The following is an 18,102-nucleotide window of genomic DNA, read 5'->3' on the forward strand; positions in this document are numbered from 1 at the left end:
GCAACTTCCGTCGCCGGCGCGACCCGTTGGAACCTTGTCTCAGGGCGCGGGTTTACCTCATACGGCCAAGCTTCCTTTAAGGCAGAAGCGGCCGTAGGTTGCTGAGATGGTGCACGACGACAGCGTTCCGGAGACGAACAAGGATTATGCCATTGGCCTCGGCCGTGCCTTTGGCGGCGCTGTCATCTTTGCCATACCGCTTCTGATGACCATGGAGATGTGGTGGTTGGGGTTCTCGATGGAGCCCGGTCGACTGCTCCTGTTCATGAGCATCAATGTCGCCATCCTGATCGGCCTGTCCTACTTCGCAGGCTTTGAGAAAACCTTCAGCTGGAAGGAGGATGCGATGGATGCCTTTGCTGCCTTCGGCGTCGGCATCCTCACCTCGACAACTATGCTCGCCTTGCTTGCGGTGATCACCTTCGACATGACGTGGAGCGAGATCGTCGGCAAGGTTGCCCTGCAGAGCGTGCCGGCAAGTATTGGCGCCATGCTCGGGCGCAAGCAACTCGGGGGCGGACAGGATACCCGGGCCGAGGAGGAGCGTAAGGCGGAAGCCGGTTATGGAGGAGAACTCTTCCTGATGCTGGCCGGAGCCCTGTTCATGGCCTTCAATGTGGCGCCCACGGAGGAGATGATCCTGATCGCCTATCAGATGTCCCCTTGGCATACATTGGCGCTTGGGGTCCTCTCCATCGTTTTGTTACATGTGCTTGTCTACACGGTCGGCTTCTCCGGCCAGGAGAGTCGACCGGAGGGTGGAACGTTTCGGTCGACCTTCTTCCACTTCACCTTGGCCGGCTATGGCATTGCCCTCCTCATCAGCTTTTATGTGCTCTGGACCTTTGGCCGTACGGAGGATGTGGCGCCGACAGAGATCGCGAATATGGTTGTGGTGCTTGGATTCCCGGCATCGCTCGGCGCAGCAACGGCCAGACTGGTGATATGAGGCAGCGATGGAGCAAAACCGAGCTATCGAGAACGAAAATCATCCTGCCTCCGGGAACCATATTCCTTGGATCGAGTGGCTTGCGTCAGGCTTGGGCCTCCTGATGGCTCTCTGCGTCTTCGGTTTCATCGGGTGGCAGGCACTACACGATGCGACCTCTCCACCCATGATCACTGTCACAGCAATCGAAACGACCCAGGTCACAGGCGGCTACCGTGTCATATTCGAGGCTCGCAATGTCGGCGGCGCGGCGGCTGCGCAGGTGCGGATTGAGGGGGCAGTGCCAGGGAGTGATGGTCCTGAGTTCAGCAGCGTGATCCTCGACTACATTCCCGGTCACTCGGCGCGCAAGGGAGGGTTGTTCTTCACCCTAAACCCACAATCCGAGAAGTTCACGTTGCGGGCCGCAGGCTTCGCCAAGCCCTGAGACGGGCAGATAGCGTTTCATCTGAGGGTGCGCGCCCCAAACTCGGAGACATTCCTTTGGTCGAGACGAGGCAGCTTCGAAACGCTGGGCATACGCCCTGGACAATAAGGCCTCCACCGCAATCGGAACCTAGTGCTCCGCTGGTGATTGCCCTTTACAGATATCCATACACGTCTGAACAGCGGAGCGCCGCCTGAATGCCCATTCCTCTGCCGAACCAGCCTTATCCGGAGCCGACACCGGCGGATCCCAATCCGGCGCCTGTAAGTCCACCCACGCCTCCTGAGGCACCTCAGCCCGAGCCTGTCGGCGTGCCTCCAACGACGCCTGGGGACATCCCGCCGCCAGGTGAGCCTGTCGGAGTGCCGCCCACGTTTCCCCAGGAGATCCCTGTCACGCCTACGATGCCCCAGCCCACCGCCTGATCCGTGCAGGAAGATCAGGCTGGCGAGGCGTTAGACCGATTAATACTTTTCATGCGCTCTGAACGAAGATGCTTCGTTAAAAGCGCTGTGCCGAGTATGGCTTTAGATCGATCTCGCTGGTCATGCCGTCGATCAAGTCTGCGACTAGCAGCGATGTGACCGCTGCCTGTGTCAGGCCATGATGGCCGTGCCCAAATGCGTAAACCACACGGTTATCCCGTCTGGACGACCCTATCACCGGCAGGGAATCTGGAATGGATGGGCGAAAGCCCATCCAGCGTCTTGCATCCTGATCGGCATCGAGGTCGGGAAGAAAGCGCTTGAGCCGCGCGATCATCGCGGATGTGCGACCATGATTGGGCTTGGCGTCCAGCCCCGCGAACTCAACGGCACCTCCGACCCTATCGCCCGTATCGAGAGGTGTCGTGACGAATCCCTCACCTTCGAACATAATGGGTCGATGGAGGCCGAATGAACCCTTGGGATAGGTCGCGTTGTAGCCGCGCTCCGTGTCGAGAGGAATGTGATCCCCCAACATCTTCGCAAGCGGCCGTGACCATATGCCCGCTGCGATGACGACCTTGTCGGCAATGACGGCTTTCGTAGAACCGGCCGTATGGACGTGGATTTCGTTATTCTTCGGCTCCACCCTCAGAGCGCGGGCCGCCACGTGCTGTGCGCTCCGCTCGAGAGCAAGTCTCATAAGATCGGACGCCAAATTGGCGGGATCGGAGATGTGGCATGCTTCCGGATAGAGCACACCAACTTCGACGTTATGGAGCGCCGGCTCCAGTTGTGTGAGATCGTTCCGATTGAGAATATCTATCCCGATGCCCAGGTCGCGCTGGCGATCGAGGGTATCTTTGGCTCGCAGAAAGGGTCCATGATTTTTCCACACGGACAGAATGCCATTCTCTCGCAGATGAGTGCTCAAATCCAGGGAGGAAAGCAGTTTCCTCCAAGAAGGCAGAGCCTCCGTGTTGATGGCTCGTATGGCAGCCATGCTCGTCCTGATCCGCACGGGAGAGGACGCCAGCATGAACCGGATCAGCCAGGGCATCAGGGAGGGCAGATAAGCAGGTCTGATAGTGAGAGGACCCAGCGGGTCCATCAGCCAAGTTGGAAGGTTCCTCCAGACTTTGGGAGACGCCAGCGGCATGATGTCGGTATGAGCGATCCAGCCGGCATTGCCGTCTGTAGGCCGTGCCGTCTGATCGCCCTGATCAATGAGAGTAACCTGATGCCCTCTATCGAGAAGGGCATGAGCGGCCGCGAGGCCGACGATTCCAGCACCGACAATCGCGATCCGCATCGTGCATCCTGTTCAAGGTGAAGATTAGGCTGTCGCTGAAGCTCCGGTCGTTATGCTCGTGTGGCCCGATCCACGACCTGGAACCCCTGCGCGAAAGGGTCGCGATCGTCGATGATAATCGTATTGAAGCCTGTCACCCGCGCCCATCCCTCGATCGAGGGAATGATGGCGTCGCGGTCTCCGACTGTCGCCCGCCCCTCGATGCGTCCGATGAAGGTGGACCCGATGATGCTCTCATGGACAAACGCGTCGCCCTCTCTCAGCTCGCCACGAGCCGCAAGATGAGCCATGCGAGCGGAAGTTCCTGTGCCGCAGGGTGAACGATCGATGGCCTTGTCGCCATAGAACACGGCGTTGCGGGCCGTGCCGTCCTTGGTCTGCGCACGTCCCGTCCACAGAACGTGGGTCAGGCGGTTGATTTCAGGATTCTCGGGATGAGCGATCCGGTAAAACGCATTGAACGCCTCCCGTAGCTTGGGGCTCCAACGCAGGACGTCCGACGGATTGATGTCTGCCAAATCGGAGTACAGTTTCTGCGGCTCGACGATGGCATAGAAGTTGCCCCCATAGGCGACATCCACAGTCAGATGTCCGAGCCCTTCCACTTCGACTTCATAGCCCGTTCCATAGAGAAAGGATGGAATGTTGGTGATGCGGACCCGCTCGATGAAAGGGCCATTCTGTTCGTAGCGGGCTTCTACGACACCGGCCGGCGTATCGAGGCGCAGGAGGCCTGGTGTCTTGGGGTGGATCAAACCGTTCTCAAGAGCGATGGTGACGGTGCCAATCGTTCCATGCCCACACATGGGGAGGCAGCCGGATGTCTCGATGAACAGAATTCCGACATCGCAATCGGGGCGCGTCGGCGGATAAAGAATCGAGCCGGACATCATGTCATGTCCACGAGGCTCGAACATCAAGCCGGTTCGAATCCAGTCGTATTCCGCGAGAAAGTGCTGACGGCGGTCAAACATCGTCTCTCCGCGCAATTGGGGAATACTGCCACCGGAAACCACACGAACCGGATTCCCGCAGGTGTGACCGTCGATGCAAAAAAAGGTGTGACGCGCCATCGCTTCACTCGCTGATCAGAGAGATTGCTAACTACCATAGAAAGGGCGAAGGACATCAAGGTCCTTCGCCGTGAGCTTGTCAGGCGGCAGATTTCAACCCGACATCGGGAAGGGCCGGACGGTGTCTCAGAGCCTTGTCCATAACCGCCTCCACCCCAGCCCGCTCCTGAGCACTCAGAGGAAGGCGCGGAGGGCGCGTCAATTCCGAACCCCGACCCATGATGGCCTCACAGAGTTTAATGCATTGCACGAGGTCGGGACGGGCATCGAGGTGCAGCAAAGGCATGAACCACTCGTACAGCGCCCTCGCCTCCTCATAGCGCCCCGCCTTCGCCAGACGGAACAGGGTTTCGCCTTCCTGAGGGAAGGCATTCGACATGCCGGAGACCCAGCCGGCGGCACCCAGCATCACACTTTCGACGACGACATCGTCGAGGCCCGCGAAGAGGACGAAGCGGTCTCCGACCATGTTCTTCGTATCGGTGAAACGTCGGGTATCGCCCGATGAGTCTTTAAAGCAGACGATCGTTTCGCAATCGGCAAGAGAGGCCAGAATGTCGGGCGTCACGTCATTCTTGTAGATGGGGGGATTGTTATAGACCATCACCGGCAGGTCGGTGGCGCTGGCGACGCCCCGAAAATGCGCGGCGGTCTCATGCGGCTTCGAGGAATAGACCAACGCGGGCATGACCATAACACCATCGAGCCCCACTCGCTCCGCCTCCTTGGCAACTTCTGATGCGAAGGCCGTCGTGAATTCGGCGATACCGGCAATCACCGGCACCCGACCGCGGGAGACATCCTTCGCGGCTTCCATGACTGCTGTCTTTTCGGAACGGCGAAGAGACGTATTTTCCCCAACCGTACCGCAGACGATCAACCCAGAGACGCCATCCCTAATCAACCCGTCGATCACCTTGGCCGTAGCGTCGATATCCAAGTCATAATTCGATTTGAACTGGGTGGTCACTGCTGGAAAAACCCCTTCCCATCCGATTCTAGCCATTCCGCCCTTCTCCCACACTGGACACTGATGCGCATTATTGTAGATTGTATAAAATCTACCTTGTCAAGACAACTCCTGGATGCCGTTATAAGAAGCGGGCCTTCCAGGTTCAGTGATATCCCGACCCATGACGCTCGAAACCAAGCCGGTCTCCAGACCAGCGCAAAAGTCTCTTCAGCATCGAACGATTGCTGCCGCGGTGGCAGAAAACCTGCGGCATCGCATTCTGGACGGTGACTTCAAGGCAGGATTTCCGCTACGGCAAGACGCTCTGGCAAACGAGTTCGGAGTGAGCCGCATCCCCATACGAGAGGCCTTGATGCAGCTCGAAGCAGAGGGACTCGTCAAGATTCACCCTCACCGAGGCGCCATCGTCTCCGAGCTTTCGACAGAAGAGGTCCAGGAGCTTTTTGAACTACGGTCGCTGCTTGAGCCGCGCCTCCTGAAAGCCTCCGCCCGCCATCTGACCCACGACGACTACGAGAAGCTCAATCACATCCTTCAGGAATACAGTGCAGAACTCCGGGCGAACCACGTCAGACGCTGGGGCGAGCTGAATACAGAGTTTCATATGCTTCTGTACCGTCACGCCGGGAAACCTCGCGCATTGGCGATCGTGGCCAACCTCCTTCAGGAATGCGATAGACATACCCGGCTTCAACTCTCTCTCACGGACGGCATGAAGCGCGCCGAGACCGAGCACGCCGAGCTTTTGCGTCTCTGCGAGAGCGGGCGGATCACAGACGCGTGTTCTCTTTTAGAAATGCATATCGAGGAGGTTGGAAGATCCCTGCAGGTATATATCGAGAACCATCAGAGAACTGATACGGCGCTGTAATTGTAGGCACTTACCGCGAATGTTCATTTCACTTTAAATGATCCACTTGGCAGCGGCTTCCAGAACAGAAATTGGAGCTGCTCCTGACGTTCTACCAAGATGTCCAGAACCCATATGACGCTTGCATGATGAGGCGGATGGACCGGAGCGGCGGTGCTCCGGTTCGATCTATGGCTATTCTTCACGGAACGCCTTGGCCATATTGTCTGCGATTGGCTTCGTGAGATACGAGAAGACCGTACGGTAGCCCGTCTGAATGAACCCTTCCACAGGCATGCCCGGCAGCAGTCTCGCTGAGCCGAGACGGTCACGCTCGCCGTCCGCGATGGCGATCCTGACCGGATAGTGGGACATGCCGCTGCGCTCGTCCGTCACGAGGTCAGCGGCAATGCGGATGACGTGCCCCTTGATCTCCGGCGTCGTGCGCTGATTGAAGGCCGACAGCCGCAGGACCGTGTCGAGTCCCTGCCGGAGCTGGTCAATGTCCTGCGGGGCGACCTTCACCTCGATCGACAGCTCGTCGCCCTCCGGCATAACGAGCATCAGCGTCTCGCCGGGCCCGATGACGCCGCCGACCGTGTGCACGGCCGACTGGTGCACGATGCCGTCCTGCGGCGCGCGGATGTCGATGCGCTTCAACTGGTCCTCGGCTGCGACCTTGCGCTCGACGAACTCGGCGATCTTCGCCTGAACCTCGCGCAACTCCGTGGAGACCTCGCTGCGCAGGTCCTGGTCGATCTGCATGATCTGGAGCTCGGTCTCGCTGATCTTTCCCTTGGCTTGCGCAACCGTCGAGATGAGTTGGCCGCGCTCACCCCGGAGCCGCGTCTCCTCGCGCTTCAGCGAGGTCACGCGGGTGATCGGGACGAGGTTCTTCTTCCACAGCTCCTGCACACCCGTCAGCTCCGATGCGATCAGGTCGATCTCGTCCGCCTTGGCCGCGGCCTGCAACTTGGTGCCGTCGATCTGCTCGGCGAGTTGCGCCACCCGTTCCCTGAGCTGCGACTTCTGGCCGGCGCGGGACTCCCGCCTGCTGTCGAACAGGCGCCGTTCGCCGCTCATGAGATCGGCCACCTCAGCATGGTCCGCGCGAGAGACCAAGTCCATGGGGAAGCGGATCGTCTCCACTCCATCCCGCTCGGCCTCGAGCCGGGCCCGGCGGGCGGTCATTTCGTCGATGCTTTTGGCAACCATCGCGAGGTTAGCGCGTGCCACCGTCTCGTCGAGGCGGACGATGACGTCGCCTGCCCTGACATGGTCGCCGTCATGGGCGAGGATCTCGCCGACGACGCCTCCGGTGGGATGCTGGACCTTCTTCACGTGGCTGTCGACCACGACCGTGCCCGGCGCGACGACGGCTCCCGACAGCTCGGTCGTCCACGCCCACCCGCCGAGACCGCCGACGAGAAGGGCGACACCCCCGAGCGCGAGACGGGTATGGCGGTTGATTGAGTGGCGTGCGTTCGATTTCATGGTCACGTTCATGACGCTGCTCCCCGTGCTCAGGCGGACTTGGCCGTGCTGGGCTGATTGACGTTGCTGGCCGGGACCGGACGGAGGACAGAGCTGAGGACCTCCTCCTTGGTACCGAACTTGCGGACCATGCCCTCGTCGAGGACGAGGATGTGATCGACCCCCGCGAGCGCGCTCGGGCGGTGGGCGATCACCACCACAATGCCGCCGCGCTCGCGGACACCCTGGATGGCGCGGGTCAGGGCGTGCTCACCCTCGTTGTCGAGATTGGAGTTCGGCTCGTCGAGCACGACCAGGAACGGGTTGCCGTAGAGCGCGCGGGCGAGGCCGATGCGCTGGCGCTGGCCGCCGGAGAGCGAGGCGCCGCCCTCTCCGACCTGCGTCTCGTAGCCCTGCGGCAGGCGCAGGATCATCTCGTGGACGTCGGCTGCCATCGCTGCTCTGATCACGGTTTCGGGGTTCGGATCGGCATTGAAGCGGGCGATGTTCTGCGCCACGGTTCCGGCGAACAGCTCGACATCCTGCGGTAGGTAGCCGATGTGCTGTCCGAGATCCTCGGGCAGCCATTGCTCGAGCGCCGCGCCGTCGAGGCGGACCTTGCCGCGCCAGGTCGGCCACACCCCGACCATCATGCGGGCGAGCGAGGACTTGCCGGAGGCGCTCGGGCCGATGATCCCCAATCCCATGCCGGCCTTCATCTCGAACGAGACGTCCTGCACCGCGAAGCGCTGGCCCTTGGGCGCGCCTGATCCGGCGTTCTCGACCGACAGCGAGGCCCTGGGGGCCGGAAGCTGGAGCGGTCGCACGTCCGAGCGGTCGTCCTCGAGAGTGGCGCGCAACCGCGACCAACCCTGTCGGGCGGCGACGAAGCCCTTCCAGTTGGCGATGGAGAGCTCGACCGGAGCGAGGGCCCGCGAGACCAGGATCGAGGAGGCGATCATGATGCCGCCCGTAGCCTGGTTGTTGATAACGAGGTAGGCACCGACGCCGAGTACGCCCGATTGCAGCGTCATGCGCATCACCTTCGAGAACGCGCCGAAGCCGCCGGACACGTCCGAGGCCTGCTGCTGGTGGGCGAGATACTGCGCATTCGCCTGGCCCCACATCAGCCCGAGCCGCCCGGCCATGCCCATGGCCTGCACGACCTCGGCGTTGCGGCGGGCGCCGTCGCCAATGCCGTTGCGCAGGGACGCCGCGCTGACCGCCGCCTTGGAGGCCTTGCGCGTCAGCACATCCGTCAGGACCGTGATCGCGACGAGGACCGAGGCGCCACCCACAGTGACCCAGCCGAGCAGCGGATGGAAGGCGAAGCAGATGAACAGGTAGAGTGGGATCCACGGCAGGTCGAACAGGGCCGAGGGGCCGCCGCCCGCGAGGAAGGCGCGGATCTGGTCGAGGTCGCGCAACGGCTGCTGCCCATCGCCTTCGGCCTTGCCCTTGATCGGCGCGGCGACCTGGCACCGGAAGACGCGCTGGCTCAGGTCCTCGTCGACGGCGGCTCCGACGCGGGCGAAGATGCGGCCGCGGAGCATGTCGAACAGGCCCTGGAACAGGAACAGGGCGAGAATGATGGCCGAGAGGCCGACGAGCGTCGGGATGCTGCGGCTCGGCAGGACCCGGTCGTAGACCTCCATCATGTAGAGGGAGCCGGAGAGATAGAGAATATTGATCAGGCCGCTGAGCAGGGCAACCCCGAGCAGGGCACCGCGGCAGGAAGCCATGAGGCTGATGCGGCCCTTGGCGGATGACTGGGACATGGCCGTTTCCTCGGAGGGTAGGAAGGGTAAGGAAGAGTAAGGCCGGATGCCGATGGGGGGTTATCGGCATCCGGTTCCGAAGCACCCGCCGGGAACACTTGGGGGGTACGAAGTTCCCGGCGGGGCACCGATCTCAGACGAACCGCATCAGAAGATGAAGTCGCTATTGTCGAGATCGGATACTGTGACACCCTTGAGGACGAGGATGTCGGTGCCATGGGCGAGCATCACGTCATGGTCGACCTGCACCATGTTCAGGTCGGACAGGCTGTCGACCCCGGACAGGCCCCTTGCATCGATCCGGTCGTGACCGTCGCGGAAGTCGGTGACCGTGTCCGAGCCACCGTTCTTCTGGAAGACGAAGGTGTCGTCACCCGCGCCGCCCGACAGCCGGTCGTTGCCGGCACCTCCCTTGAGCACGTCGTTGCCGGACCCGCCGGAGAGACGATCATTACCGGAACCACCCGACAATTTGTCATTGCCGGCGCCGCCATAGAGCTGATCGTTTCCACTGCCGCCCTCGAGCTGGTCATTGCCGCGACCACCATCGAGCCTGTCGTTTCCGGACCCGCCGTAGAGCTTGTCGTTGCCCGACCCGCCGTAGAGCTTGTCGTGGCCACGCCCGCCGTCGAGCTTGTCGTTGCCGATGCCGCCGTCGAGACGGTCGTTGCCGTCACCTCCGAGCAGCTTGTCGTTGCCCGACCCGCCGTAGAGCTTGTCCTGGCCACGTCCGCCGTCCACCCGGTCATCGCCATCACCGCCGCGGAGCGTCTCGCTGCGCGAGTGGCCCTTCAGGACGAGGTTGGCGGGTGCCTCCGGTTGAGCCGGAGCGACCGGGATCGGATCGCTCGGGGTCGTGGGAGTGACCGGATCCACAGGCTGCTCGGGCTGGACCGGAGTCTCAGGCTGGGTCGGGGTTTCCGGGTTGGCCGGAGTTTCCGGAACCGTCGGCGTCTCAGGATCGACAGGCTGCTCGGGATCGACAGGCTGCTCGGGATCGACGGGAACTTCCGGATTGGTCGGGACCGTAGCCTCGCAAAGGCTCGGCCTGCGACCTTCCTCGCACCGGAAGGTGATCCTGTGGTTGCCACAGGAGACACTGGTGCTGCCGTCCTCGTTCTCCTCCCACTCGTACTCGTCCGGCGTGCGGCCGGGTTCGAGTTCGATCACGTCCTGCTCCCGCAGTGTTCCGACGATGGTGTCGTTGCCTCCGTTGGTGCGGAACACGATCCGGTGTGCCGAAGTGAGCTGGGAGATGTCGACGACATTGTCATCCGACGAGCCGTTGATGGTGATCGTGCTGAAGTTCAGGCTGGTGGGATTGAAGTTGCCAATCGCCTGCACCGTGTCGGCACCGCCGCTGGTGTTGATGGTGATCTCCTCAATGTTGTCGAGCTCGGCGATGATGTTCCCGTTGCGGGTGATCACGATCTCCGTGTCCGGCTTGAGGCCGGCAGCGAGTGCCGCCGGGACGGAGGCGCGGGCATAGACCACGAAGGCCTCGGCCGCGTTGCTGCCCGTGACGACGAAGTGGTCGTTTCCAACACCGCCGTCGACGAAGTCGTGACCGTCGTTGCCGATCTCGAAGCCCAGGAACGTGGAGACACCCCAGGTGACCGTGTCATCGCCTGCTCCGGCGAAGACCAGGTCGTCGCCCTGGCCGCCGGTGAGGGTGCTGTTGGCCCCGTCGCCGATCAGGATGTTGTCGCCGGTGTTACCGTTGATGGCGCCGGCTATGTCCCGAGTGACCGTCACGCTGGCCGTATCGGTCGCATTTGCAGCGCCGGAGCCGTCGTTCGCCGTGTAGGTGAAGCTGCCACCGGCGGTGCCGGTGTCGGTCACGGTGACCGAACCCGTATTGGTCGTCAGAGACGCGGTGAGGCCGTTGACGGCGCTGAGCGCAGTGACATCCAGCGTGGCACCTTCTCCATCGGTGTCGTTGGCCAGCAATGCCCATTCCGGAAGAATGAACGATGCCGTCGTGTAGTTGGTGTACACGCTGTCGTTGTTGGCCGCCGGGGCATCGTTGACAGGCACGACGTTGACGACCGTGGTCGCCACGTTGCTGTTCAGGAAGCCGTCGTTGACGGTCACCTGGACGATACGGTCCACCGCGCTTGGATTCTGCGAGGTGTTCTCGAAGCGGATCGCCTGGATCGCCGCCTGGTAGTTGGCGATGGTCTCGATGCCGGTCAGGATCATCGTGATCTGGCCAGGCACCGAGGAGTCGATCGTGCGGGTGATGTTGCCGGGCAGGTTGGTCGGTGCCGTAAGCACGTCGCCGGCCTGGGCGTTGGTCAGCACGATCCGGGCCGAAACCAGTTCTCCGCTGTCCTCGACGATGCCGGGATTGTTGGCAATCGCGACCTCGTTCTGATCCTCGGTGAAGGTGGTCTCGTAGTTCACTGTGGGAATCGGAGCGGGCCTGAAGAAGTCGACCGTGACGTTGTCGATCTGCACCACGTCATTACTGAGGAAGCTGTTCTCGAATGACGTCGCGACGAACCGGATGGCGGCATTGGCATTGAACGGGCCGGTCAAGTTGAAGGACAGGTTCTCAGTCCCGCCATTCCCGGTGATCCGATCAAGTTCGATGAAGGTAACGCCGTCAGCCGAGAACTGGACCGAAACGTAGTCGTCGTTCTCGAGATTGTCCGGGTTGGCCGAGAAGCTCAGGAGAGCATTCTCGGCTCCGGCCAGGTTGACCGTCCGGGTGATCGTAGCGCCGTTGCCGTCTTCGAAGCGCAGGGCACCGTTGCTCACGAGGATCTGTCCGTTCGAGCTCGTGGCACTGCCGTCGTCGTCGGTTTCGACCCAACCCGGAGTCCAGGTCACCGTACCATCCGTCCCCTGGTAGTTCGAGGGCGAGAAGTCGTCGCGATAGTTCCCCGCGTCAAAGGCGTGGAGCGTCAGCTTCGGCGGGGTCAGAAGGACCTCGCCATCAGCGAACTTCAGCTTCTCGATGTTGAACAGGCGGTCGATGCCGTCCGAGACCCGGTTGTTGCCCGTGGTCGGGTCGGTCTCGACCGTCACCGTCACGTGCTCGACCGTAACGCTGCCGTCTGCGTTGCTCGTGATGACGTAGTTGGCCCGCAGGTCTCCATAGACCGCCGTATCGATGTCGCCCGCCTTGTTGCCGTCGACGATCTCGCGGACGATGCTGAGCTGGCCCGGGTTGAGGGTCGCGCTGAGCATCAGGGCATCGAGGGTCTTGCCGCCGAACTGGGCAACGGCATTGGTAGCCGGGGCTCCGTCGACGTACTGGGACTCCAGGTAGACCTTTCCGGTCATCCCGTCGGCCGTGTAGCTGACGCCGTCCTTGACGATCTTGATGCGGACGTTGAGCCACTTGTCGCCGTCGATGATGTCGTCGCCGGCGAAGCCCTTGATGGTGTCGCTGCCGCCACCGCCGAGGATGATGTCCGCGGCCAGGGAGGTGTCGAGCACGATCAGCTCGGGATTGCCGTTCGCATCAAGGACGGGCCTGTTTTGGGCGTCCACCACCGGGATACGGATGCGGTGCGCCACAAGTTCAGCGAGACCGTTGATGAGGGAGACGTTCTTCTGCAACAGGTCGTTGGAGAAGGACTCGAGCGGTGAGTTCGGCCCCGGGATGGCGGCCGTACCCGTGGCCTCTGCCCTCGTGTTCACCGCCACGACGCGTCCAGTGAGGATGTCGTTGTGCTTCCATCCGGACAGGCCCTCGACGAGGTCGAAGCGGTCACGGAGGATGAACGCCTCCTGGTTGTCGAAGATCGGGATGCCGAGGTCGGAGTTCGCCGCGACGCTGTCGCCCTTGTGGATCGCCCAGTCGAAGCCTGCCATGCCGTTGCTGCGCTGGATGCCCTCGCCCTGGAACATGATGTCGTCGCCGGACTCGCCGTCGTAGTCGACGTCGCTGGGGCCACCGTTGAGCACGTCATGGCCGATGATGGTGGAGTTGAAGAACAGCTCCGAATTCTCACCCGACAGGCTGTCGAAGCGTGGTCCGCCCTCGAGCCAGTCGTCGCCCTCGTTGCCGAGCAGAGCGTCGCCGCCGTCACCGCCGAGGATGAAGTCGTTTCCAGTGCCGCCGAAGGCCTCCTTTCCGTCAGGCCCGGTGATGATGAAGTCCTGACCCTGGTTGCCGAAGATCAGCGCCAGGCCGCTGCCGCCCTGGATGACGTCGTTGCCGCCCTCGCCGTGCAGGAAGTCGGTCGCGCCGATGTCGGTGCCGGCATTGGTGATAATGTCATCGCCGTCGCCGCCATGGATGAGGTCGACGCCATAGCCGGCCTCGATGGTGTCGTTGCCCTCGTAGCCCCAGACGGTGTCATCGCCCTCGCCAGCCACGATCAGGTCGTCCTCGGCCGAGCCGCCCATCACCACATGGTCGCCGCCGTTGTAGATGAGGACGTCATCGTCACCGTCCTTGTCGAGATCCTTGCGCACCACCAGCGGTGAGAGCGCCTGGAGGACGGGATTGTCCCAGATAGGGTCAGCCCCAATCTGCTTCGTCTTGATGATCTCGAGCGTATGGTCGGGCGTGGAGAAGATGTTACCCGGGAGCGCCGTCCGTCCCTCGTCGCCGAGATCTGTGTTGCGCATGATGATGTCGGTCATCGAGTTGTTCTCGAGCTCGTTCAGGAGGTTGAGGCCCTGAACACGCGAGAGGTAGTAGAACCGGTCGGCATCCTGGAGGCTCTCCAACTGGGCCTCGAAGACGAAGGCGAAGGTCGACCCGAGCATGCCGCCGAAGTCCATCTTCTTCTCGGCGAGGCCGCCCATCCAGAGGTCGATGTCGTTGAGACCCGACTCCTTGTTGGCCCATGTCCCTTCCGAATTCAGGAAGTCGAGACGGTCGGCAGGGGCGTCCGTGCCGCCGAAGACCAGCAGCGTCGCCGCGGCCCGCTTAGCCTCCATGGTAGACGCGGCTTCGATCAGCGGATGCTTGCCGTAGGCCGCGATGAAGTTGACGATCGACAAGGAGTTCTGGAGGTTGAGCGCGAAGTCGGTCCAGCTCACGTAAGGCTTGAGCTGCGAGTCTTGTCCCGACATCTGGTAGAACTGCGCGCGGGCCTCGTTGAGGGACGGCAGGCCAAGATCGCGGCCACGGGCGATGTTGAGCGCGGCGAGGTCGAGCGGGATGCCGACGAGCTGGTTGCGCAGCACATGGGTGATGAACTCGTCGATCTCGTTGGCGTGCTGACGGGACATGCCGCGGATGATCGCCCCGGCCGCCTGCTCGTGGTCGACGGTCACGGTGCCGTTCGCACTGGTCGCACCGAAGGCGAGCGGGTTGAGGAAGCCATCGAATAGCTTCATCGAGACCGTGTTGCCGTTGATGTCGATGGTGTCGATATTCTCGTTGAGCATCGAGTGGCCGAAGCGGTACACGGCCTGGGCGAACTCAGCGAAGATCGCTGGGTTGATGTCGACCGACGGCTCAAACACGAAGGCATCGACGTCGGGCTGCATCTTGCGGGCGAACTCTTCGAAGACCAGGTGCTGGTACTCCATCTCGTTGGTGAAGCGGGCAGCCTGGAACAGGCGCTCGCCGTCCCACTTGAGGGCGGCCTTGCCCTCATCCGTGGTCGGGATCGCCGTGACCGAGACGAGCAGCCATTCGTTCAGGAAGGCCAGATCGCCGCTCGAGAGGGCCAGCGACTTGACCTGGTCGACGAGGTGGTTGTGCTCGGAGTGGAAGACGTGGTGGATGGTGGTCAGGCCGACGTTCTCGTTGCCGCGTCCGTCGCCCGTGATGTAGTGGGCGTCGAGCAGCTCGTTGTCATAGGCGGTATTCGACCCACGCGAGTTGACGAGGCCGGTCGTGGTGCCGTCGGCATTGGCATAGCCGACGTCGGTGTTGCCGTCCTTCTGGAGGACACCGCCGACAATGACAGGCACCGCCGCGTGGGCAATGTCGTCGAGGAAGGCGTGGCCGGTGAGGACGGCGTTCACGAGGCTCACTGGAGAGCCCGGCGTGCCCGAGATCACCACGTCGTCCGACGTGTTCGGAACGCCGTCGGCACCAAGGCCGACGATGATCTGCGCGAAGCCAGTCTGGGGATGGGGGATGAAGTTACCGTAGGGGTCCGTGCGCAGCAGCGGAACGTTGCCGACATTGGCATCGGTCAGGTCGATGCCAAGCATGACACGGGCCTGCTCCTTGACGTCGGCCCATGTGGCGAGGCCCCTGTCGCCGTCGAGCAGCCTGCCGGTCGCGACCGTCTTACCGTCCGGGCCGGTCGTGTACTCGCGCAGGAAGACCTGGTGCGATGCATGCGAGGTGTAAGTCTGGTTCTGGTCGACCCACGGCGTAGTCACGTTCGTGTTCTCGCCGTCGGGTGTGGCCGCGCGCGTCAACACCATGAAGTTCGTGTGAGGTGTTGCCGGGTTGTAGAGCGGATCATCCGGAGACAGGGGGATGTAGACCGTGCCGCTGCCGCCCTTGGCGATCAGGTCGAGGCCGTGGTCGAAGAACTGGCCGAACAGGGTGAACAGGGAGTTGTAGGGTGCGGAGTCGCCGATGTCGGGCGAGACGTTCGGGATCAGGACGGTGTTGCCGTCCATCTGGATGCCCTTCTCGGCCAGAAGGTCGGCCAAGGCCTCCTTCGCGGCATCGATGGCGGCCGTCGCTCCCTGCGCCTCCTCGAGGGCGTCCTGGGCATTCGTCAGTGCCGTGGTTGCGGTCGTCACATCGCCTTGGGCGGTCGTAACTGCCGCGGCGGATTCCTCCGCATCCGTCCGAGCGTCGGCCTCGGCGGCCTGGCTGGCGGTCAGGGCCTGCTGTGCTTCAACGTAGTCGGCATTCGCCTCGACGAGCTGATGGCTGACGAAGGCATACACGGCCTCGGCATCGTTCAAGGCATCCGCCGCAGCGGCGAGGGTCGCCAGGGTCGTCGCATGCGCTGCCTGGTCCGCTGCCAACTGTGCCTGAGCCGTCACGACGGCAGCTTCGGCTTTCGCCAGCGCCGTGGATGCGTCGGTCACGATACCTTCGGCGAGATCGACTGCGGCATTGGAAAGATCCACCTTCGCCTGCGCGGCATCCACGACAGACTGCCTGTCGTCCACGATCTGCTGGGCGTCGGCGACCTTGGCGACCGCTTGCGTGTAGGCCTCGCTCTGCTCGTTGAGACTATTGAGCACGGCCTTCGCGTCTACCAGTTCCTGCTTGGCGGAAGCGAGGTTGATTTGAGCCGCATCAAGCAGGCCCTCATCCGTCGCTGACTGCGTCTGTGCCGCAGAAAGGTCCGCATTGGCCTTGGTCAGTGCCGTGAATGCTGCCGTCACGTCTTCCTGGGCGGCATCGGCTACCGCATCAGAGGCTTGGGCCGTCGCACGCGCATTGGCCTCCGCGGTCTTGCTCTCTGCGAGGGCCGTCTGGGCAGCCCTGTAATCCCTGTTCGCGGCCAGGAAGGCCGACCATTCCACGGGATCATTTTCGTCGACGCCGTCGGCCATGATGGCATCGTACGCTGCCTTTGCCTGGTCGTGTGCCTGCTGGGTGATGGCGAGTGCGTCCACGGCCGTCTGATGCAGAGCCTGGGCGGCATCAGCCTTTGCCTGGAGTGGCGCAAGGGCGGCCTCGGCATTGCTGAGAGCCGTGGTTGCGACATTCACGGCGCCTTCGGCGGACACGACCGCCGCAGCGGAGATCCCGACCTTCGCAAGCGCGGCGTCCACGGCAGCCTGTTTCTCGACCACGACCTGCTGGGCGGCATCGATGGCCACCTGCGCATCCGCGATCTCCGCACTCAGGTCGTCGGCACCGCTCGCGACGAGTCCGTCACGCACGGCTTCTGCATCTTGCAATGCCTGCTCGGCAGAGGTGAGATTGAACTTGGCCGTCTCGAGCAGGCCCTGGTCCGATGCCGCCTGCGTCTCTGCCTTGGCGAGAGCGGCCTCGGCATCCGCCTTCGCCGTGGTTGCGGCGGTCACGGCATCCTTGGCGTCCTCGAGCGCCGCAGCCGATAGCTCAACCTTCTCAAGCGCAGCGTCCACGGCAGCCTGGCCCGCGTCCAGGGTGTTCTGGACGGCAATGAGGTTAAGGGCAGCGGTCGCCTTCTGGCCGTCGATGGCGTTGAACACGGCCTTCGCGTCGTTGAAGGCCTGCTGGGCGGACGCGAGTTTCGTCTGGGCCGTTGCATGCGCGGTCTGGTCCGCAGCAGCCTGTGCCTTTGCCTCGACGAGGGCTGCCTGGGCCCCCGCGAGCGCAGCCCCTGCCGTGCCAACAGCGGTCTGAAGTCCCGGGATGGCACCGACTGCCGTTCCGGCATCCGCAATGGCATCGGTGATCGCCGCGCGGGCGGCCTGGATCTGCTGGATGGCGGTGATCTGGGCCGCACCCGTGATGCCGGCATAGGTTAGGGCCGCGCCGATGGCGGCCGGATTGCCCAGCGTCTGGTCGGCGATCAGGTTCGAGATCAGGCGCGGGTCAGCGTCGACGACGGTGCCGGGTGGCAGCATCGGCGATCCCGTGGACGATCCTGGCGTATAATTGCCGTTCGTCAGCCACACCGGGTTGGCGGGGGTGCCGAACATCATGCTGTCGTCGCCCTCGTTCACGTACTGGGGCGGCGTCAGGACCGGGAACGGCTGATCGGCAGCGCCCCAGGTCTCGCGGCCCTCGACGAGGTTGTTGTAGGTGCCGTCGACCGTGCGCAGGCCGTAGGGCAGCAGGTGTGCCTGGGTCGGGGTGGTGGGAGAATTGGGATCGAGTCCACCCGCTTCTGCCACGAGTTCGCGCAGATCCTCGCCTGCCGCGTGCCTCTCTGCGATCTCGATCTGCTTCAGGATAAATTCGAGATCGTGCTTAACCAGATTCACCATAGTCGTCCCCTCCAGTAATTGCCGCAGT

At 62.8% G+C, this 18,102-nt stretch carries 9 protein-coding genes; 3 read left to right on the forward strand and 6 right to left on the reverse strand.

The window, feature by feature from the left end:
• The first annotated feature begins 106 nt into the window (after positions 1–106).
• Together ACD578_RS18475 and ACD578_RS18480 are read left to right on the forward strand one after the other, a co-directional pair.
• Entirely contained in the window at positions 107–949 is an 843-nt protein-coding gene (locus tag ACD578_RS18475) for a TIGR02587 family membrane protein (protein WP_404287337.1), read from the forward strand.
• Between the two features lie 166 nt (positions 950–1,115).
• On the forward strand, positions 1,116–1,376 hold the full coding sequence (locus tag ACD578_RS18480) for a hypothetical protein (RefSeq protein WP_404287339.1): 261 nt from the start codon (positions 1,116–1,118) through the stop codon (positions 1,374–1,376).
• Positions 1,377–1,877: 501 nt separating this feature from the next.
• Here ACD578_RS18480 and ACD578_RS18485 read toward each other — a convergent pair.
• The 3 genes from ACD578_RS18485 to ACD578_RS18495 all read right to left on the reverse strand — a co-directional run bounded on the left by ACD578_RS18485 (position 1,878) and on the right by ACD578_RS18495 (position 5,192).
• The gene (locus ACD578_RS18485) at positions 1,878–3,113 is read right to left on the reverse strand and encodes an NAD(P)/FAD-dependent oxidoreductase (RefSeq protein ID WP_404287341.1); all 1,236 of its coding nucleotides are present in this window, start codon (positions 3,111–3,113) and stop codon (positions 1,878–1,880) included.
• A 50-nt stretch (positions 3,114–3,163) separates the two neighbouring features.
• The gene (locus ACD578_RS18490; RefSeq protein ID WP_404287343.1) at positions 3,164–4,186 is read right to left on the reverse strand and encodes a 4-hydroxyproline epimerase; all 1,023 of its coding nucleotides are present in this window, start codon (positions 4,184–4,186) and stop codon (positions 3,164–3,166) included.
• Between the two features lie 79 nt (positions 4,187–4,265).
• Entirely contained in the window at positions 4,266–5,192 is a 927-nt protein-coding gene (locus tag ACD578_RS18495) for a dihydrodipicolinate synthase family protein (RefSeq protein ID WP_404293942.1), read from the reverse strand.
• A gap of 127 nt (positions 5,193–5,319) precedes the next feature.
• Between ACD578_RS18495 and ACD578_RS18500 the strand changes: the two genes are divergently transcribed.
• On the forward strand, positions 5,320–6,030 hold the full coding sequence (locus tag ACD578_RS18500; RefSeq protein WP_404287345.1) for a GntR family transcriptional regulator: 711 nt from the start codon (positions 5,320–5,322) through the stop codon (positions 6,028–6,030).
• Between the two features lie 174 nt (positions 6,031–6,204).
• Here ACD578_RS18500 and ACD578_RS18505 read toward each other — a convergent pair whose 3' ends face one another.
• The 3 genes from ACD578_RS18505 to ACD578_RS18515 form a co-directional block, all read right to left on the reverse strand.
• Positions 6,205–7,515 carry an HlyD family type I secretion periplasmic adaptor subunit gene (locus ACD578_RS18505; protein ID WP_404287347.1) on the reverse strand — a complete coding sequence of 437 codons (1,311 nt, stop codon included), beginning with the start codon at positions 7,513–7,515 and terminating at the stop codon, positions 6,205–6,207.
• A gap of 17 nt (positions 7,516–7,532) precedes the next feature.
• Entirely contained in the window at positions 7,533–9,260 is a 1,728-nt protein-coding gene (locus ACD578_RS18510; RefSeq protein ID WP_404287349.1) for a type I secretion system permease/ATPase, read from the reverse strand.
• Positions 9,261–9,407: 147 nt separating this feature from the next.
• On the reverse strand, positions 9,408–18,074 hold the full coding sequence (locus ACD578_RS18515) for a peroxidase family protein (protein WP_404287352.1): 8,667 nt from the start codon (positions 18,072–18,074) through the stop codon (positions 9,408–9,410).
• Positions 18,075–18,102: the final 28 nt, after the last annotated feature.

This window comes from Microvirga sp. RSM25 (assembly GCF_044784385.1).
In the GTDB taxonomy this organism is placed as follows: Bacteria; Pseudomonadota; Alphaproteobacteria; order Rhizobiales; family Beijerinckiaceae; genus Microvirga; species Microvirga tunisiensis.

Bases quoted from the DNA above. Each gene is read 5' to 3' on its own strand.
- ACD578_RS18500 (WP_404287345.1), top strand. From the start codon at position 5,320: ATGACGCTCGAAACCAAGCCGGTCTCCAGACCAGCGCAAAAGTCTCTT.
- ACD578_RS18480 (WP_404287339.1), top strand. From the start codon at position 1,116: ATGATCACTGTCACAGCAATCGAAACGACCCAGGTCACAGGCGGCTAC.
- ACD578_RS18485 (WP_404287341.1), bottom strand. From the start codon at position 3,113: ATGCGGATCGCGATTGTCGGTGCTGGAATCGTCGGCCTCGCGGCCGCT.
- ACD578_RS18495 (WP_404293942.1), bottom strand. From the start codon at position 5,192: ATGGCTAGAATCGGATGGGAAGGGGTTTTTCCAGCAGTGACCACCCAG.
- ACD578_RS18490 (WP_404287343.1), bottom strand. From the start codon at position 4,186: ATGGCGCGTCACACCTTTTTTTGCATCGACGGTCACACCTGCGGGAAT.
- ACD578_RS18515 (WP_404287352.1), bottom strand. From the start codon at position 18,074: ATGGTGAATCTGGTTAAGCACGATCTCGAATTTATCCTGAAGCAGATC.
- ACD578_RS18475 (WP_404287337.1), top strand. From the start codon at position 107: ATGGTGCACGACGACAGCGTTCCGGAGACGAACAAGGATTATGCCATT.
- ACD578_RS18505 (WP_404287347.1), bottom strand. From the start codon at position 7,515: ATGAACGTGACCATGAAATCGAACGCACGCCACTCAATCAACCGCCAT.
- ACD578_RS18510 (WP_404287349.1), bottom strand. From the start codon at position 9,260: ATGTCCCAGTCATCCGCCAAGGGCCGCATCAGCCTCATGGCTTCCTGC.